The following is a 23,561-nucleotide window of genomic DNA, read 5'->3' as shown; positions in this document are numbered from 1 at the left end:
GCATGTCGACTAAAGTTGTGATTAAAAAGAATACGTACTTTGATTCCGTCTCATTGATGTCACTGTCAACCAAAGCGAATCAATTAGACGGCGTAGAACAGGCATTTATCGCAATGGGAACGCAGATGAACAAGGAAGTACTGGCCAATGTCGGTCTCATGACACCGGAACTGGAGGAAGCCAAGGGAAGCGATTTGATGATCGTCATTAAAGCGGTCTCTGAGGAGTTCGTGGAAAGCGCTTACGAAGGTATCGAAGCCTTATTTAACAGCAAGGGAAGCGAGGCAGGAAACAGTGAGCTTACGTTCCCGACAATCGACTCAGCCGCAAGAAATCTTCCTTCGGCCAAGCTGGCCGTCATTTCTGTAAACGGACTGTTCGCAGCCAGAGAAGCCAGAAAGGCACTGGAGAATGATCTCCACGTCATGCTGTTCAGCGATAATGTGAGCGTGGAAGAGGAGATCGAGCTTAAGAACATGGCGCATGAGCGTGGTTTGCTCATGATGGGACCGGACTGCGGTACGGCCATCATCGGAGGCGTGGGGCTGTGCTTTGCGAATAACGTGCGTCCAGGAAGCATTGGGATCGTAGGCGCATCCGGCACGGGAAGCCAGGAGGTCAGCGTTCGGGTTCATGATTTTGGCGGCGGGATCTCCCAGCTGATCGGCACGGGCGGACGGGATTTAAGCGAACGGGTTGGCGGCATTATGATGCTGGACGGCATGAGGGCGCTTAACCAAGACGAAGCGACCAAGGTCATCGTACTGATCTCGAAGCCGCCTGCAAAGAGCGTGGAGGAGAAGGTGCTTGCCGAGATCAAGCACATGAGTAAGCCTGTTGTGGTGTGTTTTATCGGCGGAACGGAAGAAGCAGTGGTGAACGCCGGCGGTCATTTTGCCAAAACGACGAAAGAAGCGGCGCTGAAAGCCGTTATCCTGTCGGGCGTCGACGAGAGCACCATTGATAAGCACCCGCTGAATCTGCCTCTCATCGAGGAGATCAAGGCCAAGCTAAAGCCGGAGCAAAAATACATCCGTGGATTGTTCTGCGGCGGAACGCTGTGCGACGAAGCCATGTACCTGGCGATGGAGCAATACGAGGATGTACACAGCAATATTCCAAAGGATCCGAAGTATCGCCTGCAGGATATCCATGTGAGCCAGGGCCACACGTTTATCGATTTTGGGGATGACGAGTTCACCAACGGCAAGCCTCACCCGATGATCGATCCTTCTTCCCGGATTGCCAGATTCAAGCAGGAGGCTAAAGATCCGTCGGTTGGCGTTATCGTAATGGATTTCGTTCTTGGATACGGAGCGAACGAGGATCCGGTTGGGGTCATGCTCCCGGCGATCGTGGAAGCCAAGCAGGCGGCCGAACAAGAAGGAAGACATCTGGAGATTATCGGCTATGTACTGGGAACGGATCTCGATACGCCGTCTGTAGAAGAGCAGTTAAATAAACTGGTAGCTGCCGGTGTTACTTATGCCAGCAGCAGTACGAACACGGGGCTTCTCGCCAGAGGCTTCGTCGAGAAAGGAGTATGACATGAGCAGAATCAACGAGCTATTTAACAGCGAGCTTCACGTAATCAATGTGGGTCTTGAAATGTTTAAAGACGATATTTTGAAGCAAAAAGGGAAGGTTTCCCACCTGGAGTGGAAACCGCCGGGCGGCGGCAAGCCTGAAGTCATCGCACTGCTTGATAAGCTGGATCAGCCGGACATTCAGGAGAAAATCGAAGCGGCGAACCAGCTGGCCGTGGAACGGATCATCAACTCCCAGCCGGTATTGATCGGTTTCGATCAGGCGATCAATGTCGTGCCGGGCATGACCAAGAAGACGATTCTGCACGCAGGTCCGCCTATTACGTGGGAGCGAATGAGCGGTCCGATGAAGGGAGCGGTCACGGGCGCACTGGTATTCGAAGGCTTGGCCAGCAATCTGGATGAAGCGGCGGAACTTGCGGCATCGGGTGAAATCACGTTCTCGCCATGCCATGAGCATAACTGCGTAGGCTCGATGGCGGGGGTAACTTCAGCCTCCATGTTCATGCACATCGTGGAGAACCGGACATACGGCAATATCGCATACACGAACCTCAGCGAGCAGCTGTCCAAAATACTGCGGATGGGCGCCAATGACGAAACGGTCATCGCCCGTCTGAACTGGATGAGGGACGTGCTCGGCCCGATGCTTCGGGATGCCATGAAGTTCTCCGAGAATGGCATTGACCTTCGCCTCATGCTGTCGCAGGCGCTTCATATGGGAGATGAATGCCATAACCGCAACAATGCCGGCACGACGCTGTTAATCCAAGCGTTAACGCCGCTGATTCTGCGGACCGACTTCCCTACGGAGCAGCAAATCGAGGTATTTGATTTTGTGGCAAGCAGCGATTACTTCTCCGGCCCGACCTGGATGGCGCTCTGTAAATGCGCGCTGGATGCGGCGCATGGGATTGAATACAGCACCATCGTGACCACCATGGCCCGCAACGGCGTCGAATTCGGCATTCGCGTCAGCGGCATGCCAGGCAACACCTGGTTCACCGGACCGGCGCAAAAGGTGGTTGGACCCATGTTCGCAGGGTATAAGCCGGAGGATTCGGGCCTTGATATCGGCGATAGCGCGATTACGGAAACCTACGGAATCGGCGGATTTGCGATGGCAACCGCTCCGGCGATTGTGGCGCTTGTCGGCGGAACGGTGGATGAAGCCATGAATTATTCGGTCAAGATGAAGGAGATTACGACCACGGAAAATCCGAACGTTACCATTCCTTTATTGAACTTCAGCGGCATTCCAACGGGCATAGATATTCGTAAAGTGGCCCAAACCGGCATCATGCCGGTGATCAACACGGCCATCGCGCATAAAGACCCGGGAATCGGAATGATTGGAGCGGGTATCACGCATCCTCCGGTGGATTGTTTTGAACAGGCGTTACTAGCTCTTAGCCAGCGCATTCAGTCATAGAATGGTGGCCCTTCAGGCATGCCTTAATGCCTGAAGGGTACCTGATGCTAGTTCCATAAGAGGTTGTTCAAAAAGTCCGCTTTTGATAAGAAAACCAATCGAGGTCAATTCAAGGACGAGCGACCGCGATTTAAAGGTAGGTTTTCTTGCGATATAGAATTTCATCAGCGTAGCAAGATAACTTATAAATTCTATATCTAACACGAGGCAAATCGGGAAGCTGGTTCGGCATCGAATCTTGAATTCAGCCGGTCCTAAGTAGATGCTTCCGAAGCATGTTTCCTGCAGAAACATTTTAGGTGCTCACGTACCCAAACGTACGCTCCGCTCCTGACGTCCCTAGCTTTATCCAATCTTCTCGGTGCTGAAAACCGACCTTTTTGAACACGCACTATAAGTGTAATGATCTAAGGAGGCAATTATATGGATCAGGTACTCATGAAAATGTTATGGAAAAAAGGAGATTGGGCTGCGTTCTTCGGCTTGCTTGCCAATAATCTAACCAATCTGCTGACCATGATTTCACTTTTGATTTTTGTTGTAGGTTTTCCGGAAGATATGGTCTACGGAAGAGTAGTCCCTGCCTTCGGATTCGCTATCTTTATCGCAAGCATGGCTTACGGTTGGTTTGGATATAAGCTGGCAAAGAAAACGGGCCGCAGCGACATTACCGCGCTGCCGTCAGGTCCGAGTGCCCCGTCGATATTTACCGTTACTTTTCTGGTGCTGATTCCGGTATTCAGACAGACCAATGATGCAACCTTTGCGCTCCAGATCGGTCTGGTATGGTGTTTCTTCGAAGCCATGATCCTGGTTGTGGGTTCCTTCTTGGGCGATTTGCTCAGAAAAGTAATTCCAAGAACCGTTCTCTTGTCCTGTTTGTCCGGACTTGGATTGCTGCTGCTTGCCATGAACCCGATGCTGCAATCATTCGAAACACCGATCGTCGCTTTTATCGTATTGGTCATCATCTTTATCAACTGGTTTGGTAAATCTCCAATATTCAAAAAAATCCCGACCGGTTTTCTGCTCCTAATTGCCGGTACCGTCCTGGCTTGGGTATTCGGATTGCAAAATCCGGAAGCGATTACGACGGCGTTGTCTACACTGGGCTTTAATCCGCCTGAAGTTCACATTACAAGTCTGTTCCAAGGAATCCCTCATGCGCTGCCGTACCTGGCATCGGCCATTCCTCTGGGTCTTGCCAACTATATTTTTGACTTGGAAAATATCGAGAGTGCGCATGCGGCGGGAGATCCTTATAATACCCGGAACGTCATGCTGACGAACGGTGTGGCTTCCAGTATAGGTGCATTCACAGGCAACCCGTTCCCGGTTACCGTGTACATCGGGCACGCCGGCTGGAAATCCATCGGAGCCGGTCTGGGGTATACGATTGCATCTGGCTTTGCCATGTTAATCATCTCGCTCTTTGGAATTGGAGCGCTGCTCCTGTCCATCATTCCGGTTGTCGCGATTGTACCGATCCTGGTCTATGTCGGCGTGGTCACGGCCAATCAGGTTGTCCGGGAGACGCCTAAGAATGAAGTGCCCGTTATCTTCATCACGTTATTCCCTTGGATCGCCAACTGGGCTTTAACGCTCGCCAATAACATCTTTAATGCCGCGGAGACGACGGCTTCCAAGGTTGGCATCGATTTGTTGTTAAGCAAAGGCGTTTATTATAACGGTCTGAATCATCTGGGGAACGGCGCGCCGCTCAGCAGTTTGATCTGGGGCTCAATTGCCATCTTCGCCATCCTGAATAAGCCGCTGCGGGCTGCCGTGTTCGCGGTCATCGCAGCCGTCCTATCCCTATTCGGCATTATCCATGCGCCTACGGTGGGATTTGCCCAAGAGGCACTGATGCCGTTCGTATACGCATACCTGATGGTTGCCGCACTGTTTGTTTATAAGCATTTTTCCGATCTTCGCGATCCGGCAAATCAATTGCAGTCAGAGTAATGCCGGAATGCGCTGGTCTGAATATGCAGATCTGAATGACAAGGATTGAAAACATAAAACGAGGAGGTCACTCGATGAATGCTGAAGCGATGAATGAGGAACTCATTCTGGCGTGCGACCGAGGAGACTTGGCTGTGGTAGAGCAGCTATTGGAGCGTGGTGCCGATGTTCATCACAAGGACAGCCAGGGCCGGACGGCGCTAATGGCTGCAACACAGAAAAACCAAGTTCCCCTTGCCAAAAAGTTAATCGAAGCCGGCAGTGACGTGAATGCAAGAGACATCACCATGTTAACCCCATACCTGTGTGCAGGAGCTAACGGTTTTCATGAAATTCTGCGTCTGACTATTCAAGGAGGAGTGGATATCACGAGCGTGAACCGGTTTGGGGGAACAACGCTGCTGCCGTCAAGCGAAAAGGGATATTTAAGAACCGTTCAGATTTGCCTGGAAGCAGGCGTTGCCGTGAATCATGTGAATAATCTGGGATGGTCCGCGCTGCTGGAGGCTGTCATTCTTGGAAACGGGGGCCGGCTGTACTCTGATATCATTCAGCTTCTGGTTGAAGCAGGGGCCGACGTGCAACTGAAGGATCGTGACGGAAAGTCCTCACTTCAGCATGCCGTAGAAATGAAGCAGCATAAGGTAATCAAGATTCTCAATAAACAAAGCGTAAGTATCCCGGACAGCATTCTACGAGCGAAAGAGCTGGGTAAGGCAGAGAAGTTCGAGGAAGCCATCTCAATCATAGACAACGTGCTGGGGGAAGAGGGGAATCCTGCCGACCTCTACTACTACAAAGGTTATTTTTTCGGAGAACTAGGACGTTATGACGAGGCACTGGCTGCTTATAATCAAGGGCTGTCGATTGATCCCGGCGATCTCGACTTCTATTTCTATACCGCCAATGCTTATCGGATGATGAAACGTCCGGAAGAAGCCATTGCCGAATATGACAAAGCGATTGAGCGTAAGCCGGAGGAAACGTTCTACCGCTATCATAAATCCAATTATTTAAGAGAATTGGGCAGGCACGAGGAAGCCGTCATCGTGATGGATCAGCTGTTAGCCGAGCAGCCTTGGCGTTATGATTTTTCCTTTCACAAGGCGAACAGCCTGAGATCGCTCGGTAAGCACCAAGAGGCTGCCGATGCGATAGACAATGCAATCACGCATGATCGGACCAATGGGCTATATCATTATCATAAGGGCCAATCCTTGAATTTGCTTGGTAACTATGCGGCAGCGATCGAAGTGATGGATCAGGCTATCCAATGCGGCCCGGATCATGCGGATTATTACTGCGAGAAAGCCAGCAGCCTGTTAGCGCTTAATCAGCCGGAGGAGGCCATGGCGCTCATTGAACAAGCACAGGCTATTCATCCGGATCATGGCAGAGCCAAGAGCTTGAAAGAAACAATAACAGCTTGTTTATAGAGGATCACTCAGCTAGAGTCATCGGCTGATCGACCAGGAGGTTAGTCATGGATAAATTTGTAGTTGTAGCCATTGGCGGTAATTCGTTAGTCAAGGATAATGGCCGCGAGTCGATTAAGGATCAATACGAGGCGGTATGTGAAATTGCAGCCAACATTGCAGACATGGTGCAAGCAGGCGTCAACGTGGTCGTTACCCACGGTAACGGGCCTCAGGTTGGATTTGAGCTGAGAAGGAGCGAGGTTGCTTCAGAGGTCATCGGCATGAATGCTGTTCCGCTCGTGAATTGCGTGGCGGACACGCAGGGCGGCATCGGCTATCAAATTCAACAGGCGTTAACGAATGAGTTTATCCACCGCAACATCACGAAAAAAGTAGCGACCATCATCACACAGGTTGAGGTCAGCGAAGCCGACCCTAATTTCCGAGATCCTTCCAAACCGGTGGGCTCCTTCTTCTCCCTGGAGCAAGCCGAGGAATTGAAGCGCGAGCATCCCGAGTGGGTGATGGTTGAGGATTCGGGCCGCGGATATCGAAGGGTTGTTCCTTCTCCAGCCCCCATTGATATTGTTGAGAAGGATGCCATCCGATCGCTGATCGAGTCCGGATGTATCGTTATTGCCGTCGGAGGAGGAGGTATTCCTGTTATCAAGACGAAGGATCATACCTATGAAGGCATCGATGCGGTGATCGATAAGGACTTTGCCACAAGTTTATTGGCAGAGCAGGTAGATGCGGAAACGCTGATTATTACAACGGGCGTGCCTCAAGTATTCGTGAATTTCGGTACGCCGGATCAGAAGGCGCTCGAAGAGGTCACCGTTGAAGAAATTAAACAGTATGTGAAAGAGGGGCATTTCCCGAAAGGCAGCATGCTTCCTAAAATTGAGGCGAGTCTTAATTTTCTAAAGAAACCGGGACGCAGAGTCATCATTACGAACCCGGAAAGCTTAAGCGATGCCATCAAGAAACAGGCCGGAACACACATTGTGAGTTAACGGATCAAGCTGTTGGCTAAAGAACCGTCAGAACCGCTATATTTACTTTTTTGAACATGCCCGAGAGAGGGATACTTTGAAAAAAGTGCCTCTCTCGGGTTCTTTGCGATGATACTCGCATAATCGGGCTCCTCGGGTTTTCCGTTGAAGCCATCATTCAGGGAATCCTTGCAGGGGCCTTTGCTGTATTTGGTCACCAGGCAATCAAGCAAACGAAAGAAAGGATTCAGTCATGAAGAAGGTATGGATCAATGCCGGACATGGCGGTAAGGACCCGGGAGTGGTTGCAAATGGTCTGCAGGAAAAGGATATCGTTCTTACTCTTTCACACGAAATTAAAAAGCAGCTGGAACGTGATTATGGTGGCGTATAGTTGCTGTTCTCCCGATCCACGGATGTTTCTTGAGCTTGATGATTGAACAGATGGGGCCAACAAAGCGGACGCTGACCTCATAGTCTCCATCCATTGTAATGCCGGTGGATTGGAGTCATTCCGATATACTAATGTTTCCGCTGCGTCTCGTTCTCTTCAGAATGTGCTGCATACCAAAATCATGGCAGCCCTAAAGCCTTATCATGTGATTGATCGGGGACAGAAAGCGGCGAATCTGCATATGGTCTATGACCTTTATGTAAAGATGGAAAATGTAAATATTATAATATACCAAAATCACTATTAAAAATTCATAAAAACACATATTGTTAAAATAAAATAGAACTTTCATCATTTGTTAAATATTAGTAAATAATTTAGATTTTTAGGAGGTGTTATACAAAATAGATATTATAAGGAGATGGTTTTTTTGAGTTTTTGGCGTAGTATCAAGAAAATAGCTTCAGTTTTAGTTTTGGTAATGTTGTTAAATACAGTATTTGCTGCAATTACTGTATCGGCGCTCCCAGCACATAGCGAACTTCAGCAAATCCAAGATGAACTAAATCTAACTGAAAGCGAGATTCAAGAACTTCTATTATTTATCCAAGAACACTCTAGCAGCATAGAGGAAGCAATCGAGGTAGACGAAAATTTAAAGGCGAATATTGAACAATATAACGAGCATAGCAAAGAGTTTGCTATGATACTTGCATTTGCAGATATAGCAACTAGCCAGACATCTACAGTCAGTCACTTGTCGGACTCCAGTATTCCGAGTGAAATTTCACCGGCAATATGGCCTATTGTTTGGGCGGTTGTGGCTGCTATAATAAAAGCCGCAGTAAAGAAGAAGATGGGGAAGAAGATACAAAAGCAAATCGGTGATAAGTTCGATAGAGATGTGTGGCCACAAATAGAGCCAGGAATTAAAGCTCAATATGAAAGATATGGTTATACAAGGAACAAAGGACCGGAAGCTCCTAGTCAACCGAATGGGATTAATCAAGGAGAACATATAATTTCATTATTTGGACAAGATGGTATAGAATATTTGAGACTAGATGTTTTCACTTCCCAATCTAGAAATCATACTCGGTGGCATTTTCATACAAAAGATAATTGGCCTGACCATAAGGGTAATGTTGATTTATACCATAATTCACTTCCAAAATGGGGTTCAGAATAAAGTTGGATAAAAGACGATTTTTATTAACGTTTGGTCGTAATTTAGACCATAGTAATATTGACTACTTGGTAAAGAGCCGATTATCAAAGTATAAGGGCGGGATCCAAGAGGATTATTTTAACCCCATTCTTCAAAAGGGGGCAGAAGTGATTCTCAACTACCAGATTATTGATACGAATTTTGATCGAAAATCTTCTAAGTATTATTTGGATGATTATCATATTACGGAAGCTCAGAAGAACGGTTTTTTACTTTCTTTAAAAAAGCTAAAAGGGACTCACGTCTGGTGCGATCCGCGAATTCAAGGTCATGCCTTTTGTGTAGTTGATGGGATCGAGTACAATTTTTATGTTTATCGATCGCTTGAAGGACAAGATTACCGCTTTCCTCAATATTATTCTGCTGACAGTAATGCTGATCCTATTGTGCATAGTCAGTTGCATAAAATGCCTGAGGTAGAACAATATTTACAGTTTCCTTCCGATTTGAGTACAGAGGTCAAAGATGAAATAACGATCAAATGGATACAGAAATTGATTAAAATGTAGTAAGTAATTTGAAAAGTAAGACCCTGCACATTATATAGTGCAGGGTCTTTTATTTTTGAGATTATGGGAATTTATAATTTTCATATGAATTAAAGTCACTGTTTGTTTCCAAAGAAACTCAAGAAATAATCCGAGTAAAGAAAGAATTATATAAATGACAGAGGTGTTCTCTGCACGGACAAAGATTCATCGAACAAGCGGGCATGGAAATCTATCTATGGATATCGACGTCATTCAAGGTCGCTGATATATTCTCTTAACATTTGCTCATATCTTGTACTTATATCCATATAATATACCATTATTAACCAAATTTAATATTTGCGAGGTGTGTTTTATGAATTCCGTTTATATCACAAGTGTAGGAAAGTTTCTCCCCGGTTCTCCGGTTAGTAACGATGAGATGGAAGAATATCTTGGCAAGATTGGAGGAAAATCTTCCAAAACCAAAAGACTCATTTTGGAGAAGAATCAAATTCGATCCCGATATTATGCCATGGATAAAGAGCAAAAGAGCTTATACACAAACGCAGAGATGGCTTCTTTAGCCATTCGGGATGCCTTGGAGCGAAACGGCAACGTAACCGAACAAGATATCGATTTCCTAGCGACAGGTACGACAAGAGCGGATCTGCTCCTGCCAGGGTTTGCGAGTATGGTGCATGCAGAGACTGGTTTACCCCCTATGGAAATTGCATCTCATTCCGGTTTATGCGCCAGCGGAATGCATGCACTCAAGAATGCGTATGTACATATAAAAGCTGGCGAGCACCGAGCAGCCATCGCCTGTTCCAGCGAGTTTTTGAGTCGCGAATTCAAACATACGAAATTTGAAGCACAGGGGATTTATAGCAATAATCGGGTGCCTTTTGACACGGATTTCTTACGTTTTATGCTTTCGGATGGCGCAGGAGCAGCCGTACTGCAAAATGAGCCTTCATCCAAGGGGCCATCGCTGCGTATTGAATGGATCGATAACCAGTCCTATGCGAACCAGTATGAGGTCTGTATGTATTCAGGCATGAGTAAAGAGAATGGAATTCCTTCCTGGCTGGACTATCCCTCCATTCATGAAGCAGCCGATCAAGGAGCTCTGAATATGAAGCAGGATGTAAGGCTTGTCAATGAAATAACAAAGGTAGGCACCAATCGATTATTGGAGCTCGTGGAGGAAGGGAGAATTGATCCTGAGAGAATGGACTGGATGGTGTGCCACTATTCATCGCATTTTTTCAGAGATGAAATCTTCCGATTATTGGAGCATGGCGGCGTGAGGATTCCGGAAGAGAAATGGTTTACGAATTTATATACGAAAGGGAACACGGGCGCAGCATCGATCTATATTATGCTGGAGGAGCTGCTGAATGAAGGTCATCTCACTGAGGGAGAGCAGGTGTTGTGTATCGTTCCCGAAAGTGGTAGATTCCAAATCTCGATTATGCTGCTGAGCGTAGTGTAAACATAAAAGACGCCATCGTCAGACGGCGTCTTTTATGTTCCTCATACAGACAGCGATCATCATGCACAGATTCTCCTTTTTAATAATAAAAAGAGGAAAAAACACCATGAATTCGAATATACTCTAGAAACTATACGAAGAGAGGGATACTCTAATGAATATGCAGACACTAGCAGAGAAGATGAGTGCCGGTGTGTTTAACGATATTCTAAAACGTGACTTTTCACAGGACATGATTTCTGAACTAGAACAGATGAATGCAGCCCAATTGGAAAACAAATTGAAAGACACATTAGCAGTGCCGATAGGCATATCCAAGGAGAGGGTATTCGAATATCTTCAATTGTATTATTCAGCATCTTGGCAGAATCTCTTCACGGAGCTGAATATGCCCCGTGCTTTAAGTCTTTTGGAAGTTGGTGCAGGTGATATTGTTTACATTCCAAAGGCTCTAGACGCTTATTCCAAAAACATGGGGACATATGTGACTGCCAATCTCAACAGGGAGTTGACACAAAATTTTCAGGAGAAAACGAAAGGAATGGACATAAACATACAGGTTGTTGAGGACGATGCCGCAAATATAGGTTTATATTATCCAGAGTCTTCTTTTGATGTTGTCGCTTTTCATCACGCTATTAATGATATCATTCAGACCATTATCGCCAATCGTGAGGGCATCGATACAGTAAATAATGATTGGTGGACAATCGAACCTCAAATGTTACAAGCTGTTATGGATTATGACCGAAAAGGCATGTTGAAAGATGCAGCGTATCATGAGTTTATCCAAATCATTGACACAAGCTATAAGCATTTAGAAAGAGGAGGATATATGATATTCGATAATATTACTTATTCTGGATATGATGAAATGGGTTATTCCTCTGAATTTCACAGCAACTATATCCAACTGGCTAGAAGCTGGATTAGCGAAGCAAATCTAGGTCTGGAAGAGATTGAAGTCGAATCGTATGATAAACAATGGTGGATGATATTGAGAAAAGTGTAATTATAGTTTAAATTCTTGTAACAACATAGTTTCAACAAATAATCCAAATTCAAGTATAACTGTTAGGAGTTGATATGGTAGTGAGTAAGCCTGTTATGCAGGTCGCTCTGGTCGTTGGACCGGATTGCGATATGGAGAGCCAAGCCGTAAGGGCGGCTCTGGAATATTTCGGGGTGCGCGTTTTTACATATTGGATCGGGAGGCCGAATGATCTGATCTCTGTCTTGTCAGGTGATGATGTGTATGAAGGCACCGATATGATCCTGTTGAACTTTCACGGGGATGAAGGCAGCTTGATCATGCCGGAGCTCGGCGAAGAGGTATACGAGGAGGATGAGCCGAGGGGCGACTTCGGACCAGGCGAGATTCAGCGTTACGCGAAGCTGAACGGAAAGACAGTAATTGCGAACGGCTGCTCGCTGGGAGATCCAGCACTGGCCGAAGCCTTCCTGGAGCGGGGCTGCAGGATGTATATCGGGCCGGATGATTACCCGGACGGCAACGATGCGCTGATGTTCGTTCTTCGGCTGTTCTATGAAATCGTTCAGCAGGGCCGGGACGTGAAGGAAGCCTTTGTTCGAGCGGTAAAGATGAGTGATGAGCTATCCATGTACCGGCTTTATGAACGACAGGAATCATAGATAAAGATTCTACACCCCTGCTCATTCCTAGCAGGGGTGTGTGTGCCAATATAAGTCCGATTGAGTACCTCTAGTATCTAGATTACCCGTGCTATCCATTCTTCTCCTCGAAATACTCCTGATACTGACTCGGCGTGACGTGGGCGTACTTTTTGAAGATACTTATAAAATACTTGTAGTCACTGAATCCGATATCCTGCGCGATGGTATAGACCTTGTTATCGCCTGACTTTAGTAAATCGATCGATTTCTGAATGCGATAGCGATTGAGAAACTCGTTGAAGGTATAGCTGGTCTCTGCCTTGAATTTCTGGTTCAGGTAATAGGCGCTTAAGCCGATCTCTTCCACGAGGTCATGAATACTGATCTTCTTGGCATAGTTCTCCTGTACATAGGCGATCATTTTGGCCACGTATTTCGAGGTTTTGGTTTCCTTCTCCAGAAATTTGCTGTTTAGAATCTCTTCCTTTTCCTGCGGATGATTGGAGATCACTTCATATTTGCGGACTAAATCCACTTTGGCTTTGGCCGATTCGAGTGCCGCGACCAGCTGCTCATCCTCTAAGGGCTTCACCAGGAACTCGGTCACGCCTAACTGGAGTGCCTGCTTCGCAAGGTGGAATTCATTATATCCGGAAATAATAATGCTGCTGAAGGTATGCTGCTGCAATCCTTCCCGAATCATCGAAATGCCGTCCATGATCGGCATGGTGATGTCGGTTATGACGATATCCGGCTTTAGCTCGCAGATCTTCTCATAGCCATCCTGTCCATTCAGCCCTTCTTCAATGACGATGCAATCGTATTGAAGCCAATCGATGCTGAACCGTATCCCCCTACGAATCATATCCTCATCTTCGACCAGCAGAACTTTAAACATGATATCCACTCCATTCGTAAGGAATCGTAAGTGCCACGCAGGTGCCTTTTCCTTGTGCGCTGTCAATGTGAATGCCGGATCCTTCGCCATATAGAAGCACTAAACGTCGGTGAACGTTGTACAGCCCGATATGCTGCGTCGTGTTTGTCTGGCTTTGCAGGAGCTGATTCACTTCCTGAAGCGTCTCTTCACTCATGCCTTGCCCGTTGTCGCGGACTTCCAGAATCAGCTTGTCTGTGGAAGTGTAGATATGGATCTCGATAAGCACATGGCTCTGATCCTGATACCCATATTTGATAGCGTTTTCGATAATCGGTTGCAGCAGAAGCTTGGGGACATATACATCCAGTGTTTCCTCCGCTACGGTAATCCGATATTCCAGCCGATCATTGAACCGAATTTGCTGCAGCTTCAGGTAATCCCGTACATAATTCATGTCATTCTTCAGTTGGACATTGCGATCAGGTCCAATGCTGTATCGAAGCAGCCTGGATAGGATCAGCACGATGTCCTGCGCTTGATTCGCATCTATCTTAATGGCATAGCGCAGTGTCTCCAGTACATTGAATATAAAATGCGGGTGGAACTGTGATTGCAGCTGCTTCACCTCAATAATCGTGCTGAGCTCGGACAGCTCTTTATTTTTCTCGATCAACTCTTTCAACCGATCCAGCATCACATTGTACTCATCGCCCAGAATTTGAAACTCGTCATTCGTCTGAATGTCGACATAGCCATTGAAGTTTCCTTCGCGCAGCTGTGCCAAGGCATGAATTAATTTATCGATCGATTCGGAATTGCGGGTCGACATTTTGTTCGCCAGGAACTGGATCAATACCCACAGCAGCAGGCTGGCAGCAAGAACAAAGAAAGAGACCGTATAGTAGGTGTATTGCTCCGACTTATAGGAGTTCAGCGTAATGACTTGAATCGGCGTATCAGGGATCCGCTTGGCATACATGTAGTACTTGCCTTCGTTTAGCAGAACATGTCCCTTGTTATCGAGCTTGGGGCTGAATTTGTTGAGAACGCCTTTGGTTACATTGCTGGTCGTGGCAATAATGGTGTTATGTTCATCGGTGATCATGGCGATCTCATTATTTTGTTCGAAAATCATCTTCTGAATGTCGGATTCGTATAGCTGGTAGATGATATAACCTATCGTCCGCTTGTCCTTAACGATGGCTTTGCCAAACGTATAACTTGTATCGCGATCATGCGAATAACGAAAGCTGTTCATTTCGGTTAGCGTGTTGCCGGGCCGCTGATCGATCCGATGAATGAGATTGCCGAAGGCAAAATTGGAATACAGCGCATCCGCTGGAGCGGAGCTTGCCAGGAAGACCCCATCCGTATTGACGACATGAAAAATGCTCTTGACCTTCTGCTGGTTGTTGAAATCATAAAAGGCAGAATACACTTGTTCGCTGCCCAGATGCGAGCTTACATAATTGATCACGGTAGGAGAGACGGCCATCCGATTAATCTCCTCGTAGTACTGATGATACACACCGGATATGGATTGACTGATGGACTGGGCGGCTTCGGTCGTTTTTTGGGTTAGGTTCATTCTGCCATTAATAATCGTGAATGCCAAAAACAATACGATTAAGATGGAGAACGGGATCATCGTATAGATGCGAAATAAATGACGGGTCGATTCCTTAAAGTTGCGATAATGTGTAGGTTTCATGCTGCCCTCCATCTGCGATAAGGCCCTCGACTCTATTATACTGACTGGCGGTATCCGCAGATCATCCAAATACATCCAAGCCGCCCCCTCATGCTGCAGGTGCCGACTTGGATGTAGTCTACGTTATGAATTCATCACATTTACATGGAAACTTCTTTTTGTCCGGAGAGCTTCAGGAAGACAAGCAGCGACACTACCGTAATGACGGTAAGAATCGTAGATAGAGCTGCCGCCACGCCGTAGTTACCGCGGATGACCTCGGTGTATATGGCAACCGTTACGGTCTTGGTCTTGCCTGTATAAAGAATGATCGAAGTGCTTAATTCGGTAATGATGGTAATCCAGCTCAGGATCGCGCCGGAGACTACGCCTGCCACCATCATCGGAAGCGTAATCTTGAAGAACGTCTTCATCTGGGAAGCCCCCAGACTGATGGCTGCTTCCTCGATCCCATCGTTGATCTGATGCAGAATGGCCGCGCTGGATCGAATCGTATAGGGCAGGCGCCTGATAACAAACGAGATGATCATGATGACGGCTGTTCCGCTCAAGGCCAGCGGCTTATTATTGAAGGTGATTAATAGAGCGATCCCCAGAATGGAGCCGGGAACGATATACGGGAACATCGTGAAGATATCCAGCGTGTTCGTTAGCGCATTCTTTCTTCGAACGGTTACGTAAGCAATCAGTATCGCTAACAGGATAATGACGACCAGCGACACGATCGCCAGGAAGAACGTGTTCAGAATGACGCCGCCAATATTACTGAAGGCATCCCTATAGCTTTGGAGCGAGAACCCTTCGACGAAGATTCTGCCGTTGGATTTCAGGAACGAAGTATAGATGACATAGAGCTGCGGCAGCAGCGCGATTAACGTATACAGATAGATAACGGCATGAGCCGCGATATTGCCGATGCCCTTCTTCTTCTTGGCTTCAATCGGATGCAGTGCGCTCATCGTAAAGGATTTACGATTGGCTACGAATTTTTGCAGCAGGAATATCGTTGTGGCGAACAGAACGACAATGACGCTGATCGCCGCCGCAAAGCCGTCATCGCCGCCGACCTCACTGATGAACTCGTTAAAGATCAGCACTGGAACGGTCTTGTATCCCTCACCGATCAGCATCGGCGTACCAAAATCGGCCAGCGCACGCATGAAGACGAGCAGGCCGCCCGCCAGCAAGGTTGGCGTAATGAGCGGGAGGAGCACTTTGCGCATTTTGCCAAAGCCTGAATAACCCATGCTTTCGGCTGCTTCCATTAGCGATTGGTCCATATTCTTCAGTGCGCCTGATACATACATGAAGATAAGAGGGACCATCTGCAAGGTCAAGACGACTAAGATCCCCGTAAATCCGTATATATCCGGCATCGTAATGCCGAATGTGTTGCTAACGAATTTCGTAATGACACCGCTTCTGCCCAGCAGCAGGATCCAGGAGTAAGCTCCAATGAAAGGAGCCGACATCGAGGAGATCAGAATCATGACCCGAATGGCCGAACTGCCTTTAATCTTCACCGTTGCCATGATATATGCCAGCGGCGTTGCGATAATGGCGGCAAGCAAGGTTACGCTGACGGTGACTTTAACGCTGTTGAACAGAGCGTTTAAATAGTAGGGCTTACTGAAAAACTTCGTGAAATAGGCGAGGGAAAAATCGCCAGTCGTACCATTGTACACACTCTTGAACAGCATCGTAAATAAAGGCAGGGCCAGAAACAGAATGTAGAACACAAAGATCAGTAACGAAATGTTGGTCCAGACATCAAATCGTTTGCGCGTCTCTCTCATAGCCGAGCGCTCCTTGTATAGTTCAGTTCGCCTGCCGCATCATAGACATTAATCTTCTCTTTCTTGGCCTTGAGATAGATAACTTGACCAGGCTCGAGGATATATGACGTTTTCGATTCCTGCGTGATCTCTACGCGTTGACCGGACGCCAAGTCTACAAAATAATGGGTGTTCTGCCCAAGAAATACGCTGTGTACAATCGTCGCTTCCATGCCGGTTTGGTCCTCGGTCAGAATGAACTCTTCCGGCCGAACCGAGATTTGAACGTTTAGCGTATCTGCCTTGGCATCGGATTTCGGAACCTCGATGTTAGACAGCTCTTCCATATAGCCGGAGCCAAGGTGCAGGACATAGCTGTCTGCCAATTTTGTTAAAGTACCCTCGAGAATGTTGGTACGACCAATAAAGGTAGCAACGAATACGTTCGCAGGACGTTGATAAATCTCCTGTGGCGTCCCCAGATGCTGAATCACGCCGGATTTCATGACCGCAATCCGATCGGATACCGCCATGGCTTCCTCTTGATCGTGCGTGACGTAGACGGTGGTAATCCCGACTTCTCTCTGAATGTCTTTAATCGCGTTACGCATGTCGACCCGAAGCTTGGCATCCAGGTTGGATAGAGGCTCATCCATCAGCAGGACATCCGGCCGGATGACGATCGCTCTGGCTAGCGCAACGCGCTGCTGCTGGCCGCCGGATAGGTTCTTCGGCATGCGATCTTTATAGGGCTCGATCTGAACGACCTTTAAGATGTCATCCACCTTGGCGTTAATCTCCGCCTTGGATAATTTCCGATTCTCCAGTCCGAACGCGATGTTTCCTCTAACGTTTAAGTGAGGGAAGATCGCATAGCTCTGAAAGACCATCCCGATATTCCGCTTGCCCGGTTCCACCTGGTTAATGACACGCTCGTTAAAATGAATGGTTCCACCTTCAATGCTGTTGAAGCCGGCGATCATACGCAGCAGTGTCGTCTTGCCGCACCCGGAAGGCCCGAGAAGGGTGAAGAATTCACCCTTTTTAATCTCCAGGGACAGCTCGGGAATGACGGTTGTGTCGTCGTATTTTTTGATTAAGTCTTTAATGGTTATAGTTACGCTCATGGTTGTCACCTGATTCTATAGTTTATTTAACGCTAGTAAACAAATCGACATAACGCTCAACGATCTCAGATTTATGCTCACTTACATAGTCCGTGTCTTCATCAATCATGTGGATCTCTTCATAGGGCTTCATGTGGTCGCCAAGCTTCGTATCTAGGCGAAGTGGACGGTTCGTTAATTGCGTACCGAACGCATCCTGCGCTTCTTGAGACAGAATGAAGTCGATGAATTTCTTGGCGTTGTCCATATGCGGTGCATCTTTGATAATAGCGGATCCCGCATCCAGGAATACGGCGCCTTCTTTTGGATATACGATTTCTACCGGAGCGCCGTTCTTTACATAAGTGCTGGAAGGGTCTTCATAGGTAAGGCCGACTACATATTCACCGTCCGCCACACTTTTGTGAACGGCACCAGAACCGCTTGCGATTTTGCCGTCCAGGTTCTCGATCAGTTGACCAACGTAGTTCCAGCCTTGTTCATTCTCATAATCGCCGCCCATCGCTTTCAGCATGTTGGTTAACTGAGCGAAAGCGGAGCTTGAGCTTGCCGGGTCAGCGGAAGCAATCTTCCCTTTGAGCTGCGGATTCAGCAAATCCGCATAGCCTTCGATTTTGATATCACCGATCAGGTTTTTGTTTACGAGCAGCACGCTGCCATCCGAGATATAAGGAGTAGCAAAGCCCGACGTATTACGGTGACCTTCAATCAGGTTCTTGTCTTCAGGTGATACGTAAGGCTCGTATAAAGCTTCATTTTCGCGGAAACCTGCCATAGAACCACCAAACATCACGTCAGCGTAAGGGTTCTGCTTCTCGGACTGTAAGCGCTTAATAATTTCGCCGGTACCAGCCGTTACAAGCTCAACTGTAATCCCGGTCTGCTTCTCGAACATCGGAATGATCGTCTTGATGATCTCCTCGCTATTCGGACTGTAGATGACGAGTTTATTGGACGATCCCGAATCGGACTCGCTGCTTGCACAACCGCTAAGCGCCCCCATAATCAACACGCAGGTTAACAGTAAAATCGATAGCTTTTTCATGTATAATCCCCCTTGAACAAAAGTTCATTTCGTAATTGCATGTTCATTGTAGCAGTCTTGGTACCGTTTACATAATCCCATAATCCGCAAACATCGTCTAAAATACGCAACCCATTTTGGAGTGGAAAGAATCTGAGCAGGTTATACTTTTAAAGAATTCTTTCAGATCCGTTAGGGCAAGATATGGTTTGGAACAACGTCTGGCAAGATGGAGCTGTTCCTATCACAATTTCGAGGGAGTGAGATGGATGGCTAATAAAAATGATCGTAATCAAAAGGTTGATTCTGACCGCGACAACGCCAAAATGGATATTGACGCTGGAGAAGCCTTAGGGACTGCAGGTGGTGGTGTCGTAGGTGCTGCTGTAGGTTCCATATTGGGTCCAATCGGCACGATTGCAGGTGGTATCGCAGGCGCAGCATTGGGTAACAAAGCTGGCGATGCTGCAGATAATGACGACAACGATTCAAAATAAGCAGCGTTAGCACAACCATCTGTGCGAGTAAAAATAAGGGGACCCGGGGATTCCTGTGCCCTCGATTATTTGTAGCTGCATGTTTTAAAGAACCGCGCTCCCGCGCGGTTCTTTAATTTCACGTATAAATTCTATGTATTAGTAAATTTCAACTCATTTTTGCTTGACATACCACTACATGACGTAGTAGATTATAATCACTACATCGTGTAGTGATTAAGTTCGTTATGGACGCATAACGACGTAAAGAGGTGTTCACCGTGAACCAAGTACAAAAATTATCGGATACTGAAACGGAGCTAATGGAGGTGATTTGGGAGTGTACACCGCCTGTCACATCCACCGAACTGCTTGGTCTGTTTGCCCAGAGAGGAAAAGAGTGGAAAGCGCAGACCATTTCCACCTTCCTATCACGCTTAGTGGACAAAGGGGCACTTACGGTTACGAGGCATGGACGGACAAATAAATATATGCCTCGCATTTCACCTGAAGATTATAAGCTCATGGAAACGCAGCACGTGCTGGACGGATTATATCAAGGCTCGGTTAAAAATCTAATTTCAGCTTTGTATGACGGCGAAAAGCTTTCAGATGAAGATATTGCAGAGCTGAAGCAATGGTTTTCGCAAAAGTAGGGGGTGCTTATGAATATTATTCTTGAATTGCTGTTGACCCTTACCGTTGCTGGAAGTGCCGTCGTAGCCTGCATTCTTGTACTACGGATCATACCCATCAATGCCTTTCCTACAAAGTGGCGCTATGGGATTAGCAAAATGGCAGTAGGCTTTTATCTTTTACCCGTAGTCCTTGGGATGCAGTGGATTTCACCGCTTGTTACATTCAATGCAACAGAAACCGCCCCCATCATGAACGAGTTATCTTCAACTGTGCAACATGCACTGCCTAATCCGTATTCAAGGATTAATCCGGTGCAGCTCATCCCAGAACAGACCATTTCAGCAAACGTAGCCCTTCCCCTTATTATCTTATGGGCAATCGGCGCTATGGCTTTTGCTGCATGGCAGATGTATTGTTATCGCAGATTTTTAAAGAAACTAGAACATACGCGTACCAACGTTCCGATTAGCAGCGAAGCGGCTAAACAGCTCCCTTTCATCAAGGAAGCCCTTAATGTGAAAAGCAACGTCCGGCTTGCCTACAGCTCCATCATTCGGAGTCCTGTTCTTGTCGGCCTAAGGAAACCAACTATTTATCTCCCTGTAGAGAATACCGTTAACATGGACATGGTGATCCGTCATGAGTTGATCCATCTGAAACGGAAAGATTTATGGGTCAAAGCGTTCACGCTCTTGGCCAGCGCCTTACATTGGTTTAACCCCTTGGTGTACATTCTTCGCAAGGAAATTCACACATGGAGCGAGCTGTCTTGTGATGAAGAAGTCGTAAAAGAGATGTCTTATGCCGAGCGAAAACGCTATGGAGAGACGATCTTAAACGTTATGGTAGGATCAAGGAATTTACCCGTGCAATTTTGTGCCTCCTTATCCGGTGACGGGAAACAATTGAAAAGGAGATTAATGATGATGCTTAATGTAAAGAAACAAAAAAAGAAAACACTGTATCTCTCGATAACAGCGGTGTTTTTGGTTGCTGTAATTAGCACATCAGCAGCGGCATGGGCTTCTAGCAATACGCCCAAAGTCATTGGAAATGAGGGAAGTCATTCTGAAGCTCAACCAAACGAAGTAGCCAATGAAGCGGCTCCTAAAGCGCCGCCTTCTAATGACGTAGTTGAAACTGAAGGAAACGGTGTTGGAACTCAGCCAGAAGAAGCTCGTCCTGTGCCTGCAGTTGAGAATGAAGGAAATAATGTTGGAACTCAGCCAGAAGAAGCTCGCCTTGCAGTTGTAGCAGAAAATAAAACAATCACTGATTACCAAGGCAATGAAACCGTGGCTGCACCTAAAAACATAGGTGCAAATGAAAAAAGTGGTGCTGAATCTCAAGCAAATGTAGAACCAGCTCTCCCTGTAGACGATGGTTATAGGAAGTCCCACCCAAATGAAATCCCACCGGGAACTTCTATGACGGTCAGATCCATGACACCTGAAGAAAGAGCTTCAATGGAGGAGCTTGAGGAGGAATTAAGAGCTACGTTGACGCCCGAGGAGCTTGCTGAGTATGATCATGAATATTCTCATCCAAATGAGATTCCCCCGGGAACTTCTATGACGGTCAGATCCATGACACCTGAAGAAAGAGCTTCAATGAAGGAAACTGAAGAGGAATTAAGAGCAACATTGACGCCAGAAGAACTCGCTGAATATAATTTTGATAAATAAGAAACCCCCAAAAAAAGCACTGCCTTTAGGGCAGTGCTTTTTTTGGGGGTTATTCAGAATGGGTCGACCATGAAAAAGCTGCACTTCTTGAATTAGCCTCGTTCGTGCTTGTTTTAATTTGGAACGTATGGTTACTATAGCTGCCTGTGTCAATGGTAACAATTGAATTTCCAGCTATATTTGGTTGCCACCAACTGACACTGCTATTGGTTTGACTTTTTATGCTTAAATTAACGGATGGCATCGTGCCTGGCAAATTCCCTACAGCTATCGAAACATATCTGTCCGGAGAGGGAATAAATGCATGGCCGACATTTGCTCCTTGGGTTCCATCCGTATTAATAGGAACACTCACATTTCCACTCCAGCTATCAGACAAGATACCAACGTCAAAGAGACCTACGTCCTGGTTTCCATTCGCTCTTTGCTCAAACAGGACGATCTCTTCCGGAGTCATAGGTCTGACCGTAATGGATGTTCCAGAAGGAAAGATTGCTTCTTCTCCTTCTGAGGTTGCAAAAGCGGATACCGAAAGTGACAACATCAGAACCATTGTAAGGACAAGTGAAAAAAGTTTTTTCATTAGAGAATGATCCTCCTTAAATTTAATGTTTTTTTAATTACTAGATTAGCTATTCAAACAACCATATAAAAGAACTCACCTCCGCCTCCTCTATATGAGCTACCCCTCTTTTCTAAGGCAAGTATCTAGTAGGTTCAAAGCTTCTTGTTCGTTACCTTGCTTGAGATAAGTAAGGTAGCTTGAACGATGTATGTATCCAATAGAGCTAATCTACTACTAAAACGAGTTATCCTAGCAACATATGACGCTTTTTTTAAAAATATAATTTTTCTGACGATCATATATAAGGAAAATCGTGTAAATATATGCTAATATTTTACTGTAATGGTAAACTTCTTGATTTAAAACATCGTCAAGCAGCTAATGAATAAAATAAAACGGAGGAGGGTACACGTGGAGCAAGAACAATGGTTATATTTCTTACGCACTAATTTCTATGATTTAGACCACGACACCCAAAAATTAGCCTATGAAGCTTATCGGAATTTGGTCTATCGGGACATTTATTTTCTGACACGAAGTCATGAACTGGCAGAAGATGTTGTACAGGAGACGTTCTATAAAGTGGTGGTTAAAGCCCCTCAACTGCAAGACACTAAGCATTTGAAAGCCTGGATGATTAAAATAGCTAGGAATTATGCCTATGATTTGTTAAAAAAAAATAAAAAATATCATCATCTTAGAGATCCTCAAGTCGTTATTGATATGAAGGCCCCTTTTTTACGCCCTACTGTAGCCGAGCAAGTGGAAGATCAGATTCGGAAAGAGATACTACTTGAAGCTCTAAATGAGCTAAGCCCCGAGTATCGTCAAGCTTTGTTTCTATATTACATCGAAGAAAAACCATATAAGGAAATTGCACAGGAGCTAGAAACAACGGAACAAGCTTTAGCTCAAACGATGGTCAGAGCAAGAAAAAAATTGCACCTCTACTTTTCAAAAAGATGGGTTGATGCTGATGAGTGACGATTCAAACATAACGATGAACGGTTAATTAGAGCAACAACTAAAGAAGGAAGGTGCTCCCCTCTTTTTCGCTTAATACAGAATGGCATCAGATAGCATCTGTAGTTGTAGCT

Annotated in this window: 21 protein-coding genes; 15 read left to right on the top strand and 6 right to left on the bottom strand. The window is 46.3% G+C overall.

All coding sequences use genetic code 11. From position 1 onward, the window contains the following. The first annotated feature begins 2 nt into the window (after window positions 1–2). The 11 genes from fdrA (at window position 3) to AB4124_RS16335 (ending at window position 12,600) form a co-directional block, all read left to right on the top strand. On the top strand, window positions 3–1,547 hold the full coding sequence (gene fdrA, locus AB4124_RS16385) for an acyl-CoA synthetase FdrA (protein ID WP_441973500.1): 1,545 nt from the start codon (window positions 3–5) through the stop codon (window positions 1,545–1,547). Window position 1,548: 1 nt separating this feature from the next. Next, on the top strand, window positions 1,549–2,979 hold the full coding sequence (locus AB4124_RS16380) for a DUF1116 domain-containing protein (RefSeq protein ID WP_379412289.1): 1,431 nt from the start codon (window positions 1,549–1,551) through the stop codon (window positions 2,977–2,979). A 423-nt stretch (window positions 2,980–3,402) separates the two neighbouring features. Further along, entirely contained in the window at window positions 3,403–4,944 is a 1,542-nt protein-coding gene (locus AB4124_RS16375; protein WP_076322722.1) for a xanthine permease, read from the top strand. A 74-nt stretch (window positions 4,945–5,018) separates the two neighbouring features. Continuing rightward, window positions 5,019–6,380, top strand: coding sequence for a tetratricopeptide repeat protein (locus AB4124_RS16370; RefSeq protein ID WP_441973499.1), 1,362 nt, complete (start codon window positions 5,019–5,021; stop codon window positions 6,378–6,380). A gap of 47 nt (window positions 6,381–6,427) precedes the next feature. Continuing rightward, window positions 6,428–7,378, top strand: coding sequence for a carbamate kinase (gene arcC, locus AB4124_RS16365; RefSeq protein ID WP_339270814.1), 951 nt, complete (start codon window positions 6,428–6,430; stop codon window positions 7,376–7,378). A gap of 232 nt (window positions 7,379–7,610) precedes the next feature. Beyond that, window positions 7,611–7,751: an N-acetylmuramoyl-L-alanine amidase gene (locus tag AB4124_RS16360; protein ID WP_256720537.1), complete on the top strand. Its 141-nt coding sequence runs from the start codon at window positions 7,611–7,613 to the stop codon at window positions 7,749–7,751. Between the two features lie 430 nt (window positions 7,752–8,181). Beyond that, window positions 8,182–8,940: a YpjP family protein gene (locus tag AB4124_RS16355; protein WP_441973498.1), complete on the top strand. Its 759-nt coding sequence runs from the start codon at window positions 8,182–8,184 to the stop codon at window positions 8,938–8,940. A gap of 2 nt (window positions 8,941–8,942) precedes the next feature. Then, complete coding sequence (locus AB4124_RS16350) at window positions 8,943–9,488, top strand: hypothetical protein (RefSeq protein WP_430108173.1); 546 nt, start codon at window positions 8,943–8,945, stop codon at window positions 9,486–9,488. Between the two features lie 337 nt (window positions 9,489–9,825). After that, on the top strand, window positions 9,826–10,947 hold the full coding sequence (locus tag AB4124_RS16345; protein WP_441973497.1) for a beta-ketoacyl-ACP synthase III: 1,122 nt from the start codon (window positions 9,826–9,828) through the stop codon (window positions 10,945–10,947). Between the two features lie 154 nt (window positions 10,948–11,101). After that, complete coding sequence (locus tag AB4124_RS16340; protein WP_441973496.1) at window positions 11,102–11,959, top strand: hypothetical protein; 858 nt, start codon at window positions 11,102–11,104, stop codon at window positions 11,957–11,959. Window positions 11,960–12,039: 80 nt separating this feature from the next. Beyond that, window positions 12,040–12,600: a delta-aminolevulinic acid dehydratase gene (locus tag AB4124_RS16335; RefSeq protein WP_441973495.1), complete on the top strand. Its 561-nt coding sequence runs from the start codon at window positions 12,040–12,042 to the stop codon at window positions 12,598–12,600. 91 nt (window positions 12,601–12,691) lie between these two features. On the opposite strand, the gene AB4124_RS16330 is transcribed toward AB4124_RS16335, so the two are convergent. The 5 genes from AB4124_RS16330 to AB4124_RS16310 all read right to left on the bottom strand — a co-directional run bounded on the left by AB4124_RS16330 (window position 12,692) and on the right by AB4124_RS16310 (window position 19,120). Beyond that, window positions 12,692–13,480, bottom strand: a complete 789-nt coding sequence (locus AB4124_RS16330) for a response regulator transcription factor (protein WP_076322734.1) — start codon at window positions 13,478–13,480, stop codon at window positions 12,692–12,694. Then, entirely contained in the window at window positions 13,473–15,173 is a 1,701-nt protein-coding gene (locus tag AB4124_RS16325; protein ID WP_430108622.1) for a sensor histidine kinase, read from the bottom strand. The genes AB4124_RS16330 and AB4124_RS16325 overlap by 8 nt, the downstream gene beginning before the upstream one ends. 140 nt (window positions 15,174–15,313) lie before the next feature. Further along, window positions 15,314–16,969 (bottom strand): ABC transporter permease, encoded by a 1,656-nt coding sequence (locus AB4124_RS16320; RefSeq protein WP_076322735.1) that lies wholly within the window; start codon window positions 16,967–16,969, stop codon window positions 15,314–15,316. Then, entirely contained in the window at window positions 16,966–18,075 is a 1,110-nt protein-coding gene (locus AB4124_RS16315; protein ID WP_441973494.1) for an ABC transporter ATP-binding protein, read from the bottom strand. Before AB4124_RS16315 ends, AB4124_RS16320 begins: the two co-directional genes overlap by 4 nt. A 22-nt stretch (window positions 18,076–18,097) precedes the next feature. After that, window positions 18,098–19,120 carry an ABC transporter substrate-binding protein gene (locus tag AB4124_RS16310; protein ID WP_076322737.1) on the bottom strand — a complete coding sequence of 341 codons (1,023 nt, stop codon included), beginning with the start codon at window positions 19,118–19,120 and terminating at the stop codon, window positions 18,098–18,100. 248 nt (window positions 19,121–19,368) lie between these two features. Between AB4124_RS16310 and AB4124_RS16305 the strand changes: the two genes are divergently transcribed. From AB4124_RS16305 to AB4124_RS16295, 3 genes are all read left to right on the top strand, one after another. Next, window positions 19,369–19,596, top strand: coding sequence for a glycine zipper domain-containing protein (locus AB4124_RS16305; RefSeq protein WP_076322738.1), 228 nt, complete (start codon window positions 19,369–19,371; stop codon window positions 19,594–19,596). Window positions 19,597–19,856: 260 nt separating this feature from the next. Continuing rightward, window positions 19,857–20,231 (top strand): BlaI/MecI/CopY family transcriptional regulator, encoded by a 375-nt coding sequence (locus AB4124_RS16300; protein WP_215164245.1) that lies wholly within the window; start codon window positions 19,857–19,859, stop codon window positions 20,229–20,231. A gap of 9 nt (window positions 20,232–20,240) precedes the next feature. Next, a complete protein-coding gene (locus AB4124_RS16295; RefSeq protein WP_441973493.1) occupies window positions 20,241–21,899 on the top strand; it encodes a M56 family metallopeptidase in 1,659 nt (552 codons plus the stop codon). A gap of 49 nt (window positions 21,900–21,948) precedes the next feature. Here the strand turns inward: AB4124_RS16295 and AB4124_RS16290 are convergent, their stop codons facing one another. Beyond that, window positions 21,949–22,482 (bottom strand): hypothetical protein, encoded by a 534-nt coding sequence (locus AB4124_RS16290; protein ID WP_076322740.1) that lies wholly within the window; start codon window positions 22,480–22,482, stop codon window positions 21,949–21,951. Between the two features lie 393 nt (window positions 22,483–22,875). Here AB4124_RS16290 and AB4124_RS16285 point away from each other — a divergent pair, with 393 nt between their 5' ends. Continuing rightward, a complete protein-coding gene (locus tag AB4124_RS16285) occupies window positions 22,876–23,448 on the top strand; it encodes an RNA polymerase sigma factor (protein ID WP_237566310.1) in 573 nt (190 codons plus the stop codon). Window positions 23,449–23,561 lie beyond the last annotated feature (113 nt).

This window comes from Paenibacillus sp. 2KB_20 (assembly GCF_052115765.1).
Classification (GTDB): domain Bacteria; phylum Bacillota; class Bacilli; order Paenibacillales; family Paenibacillaceae; genus Paenibacillus_AQ.
This window is presented reverse-complemented; position numbering and strand designations above follow the sequence as displayed.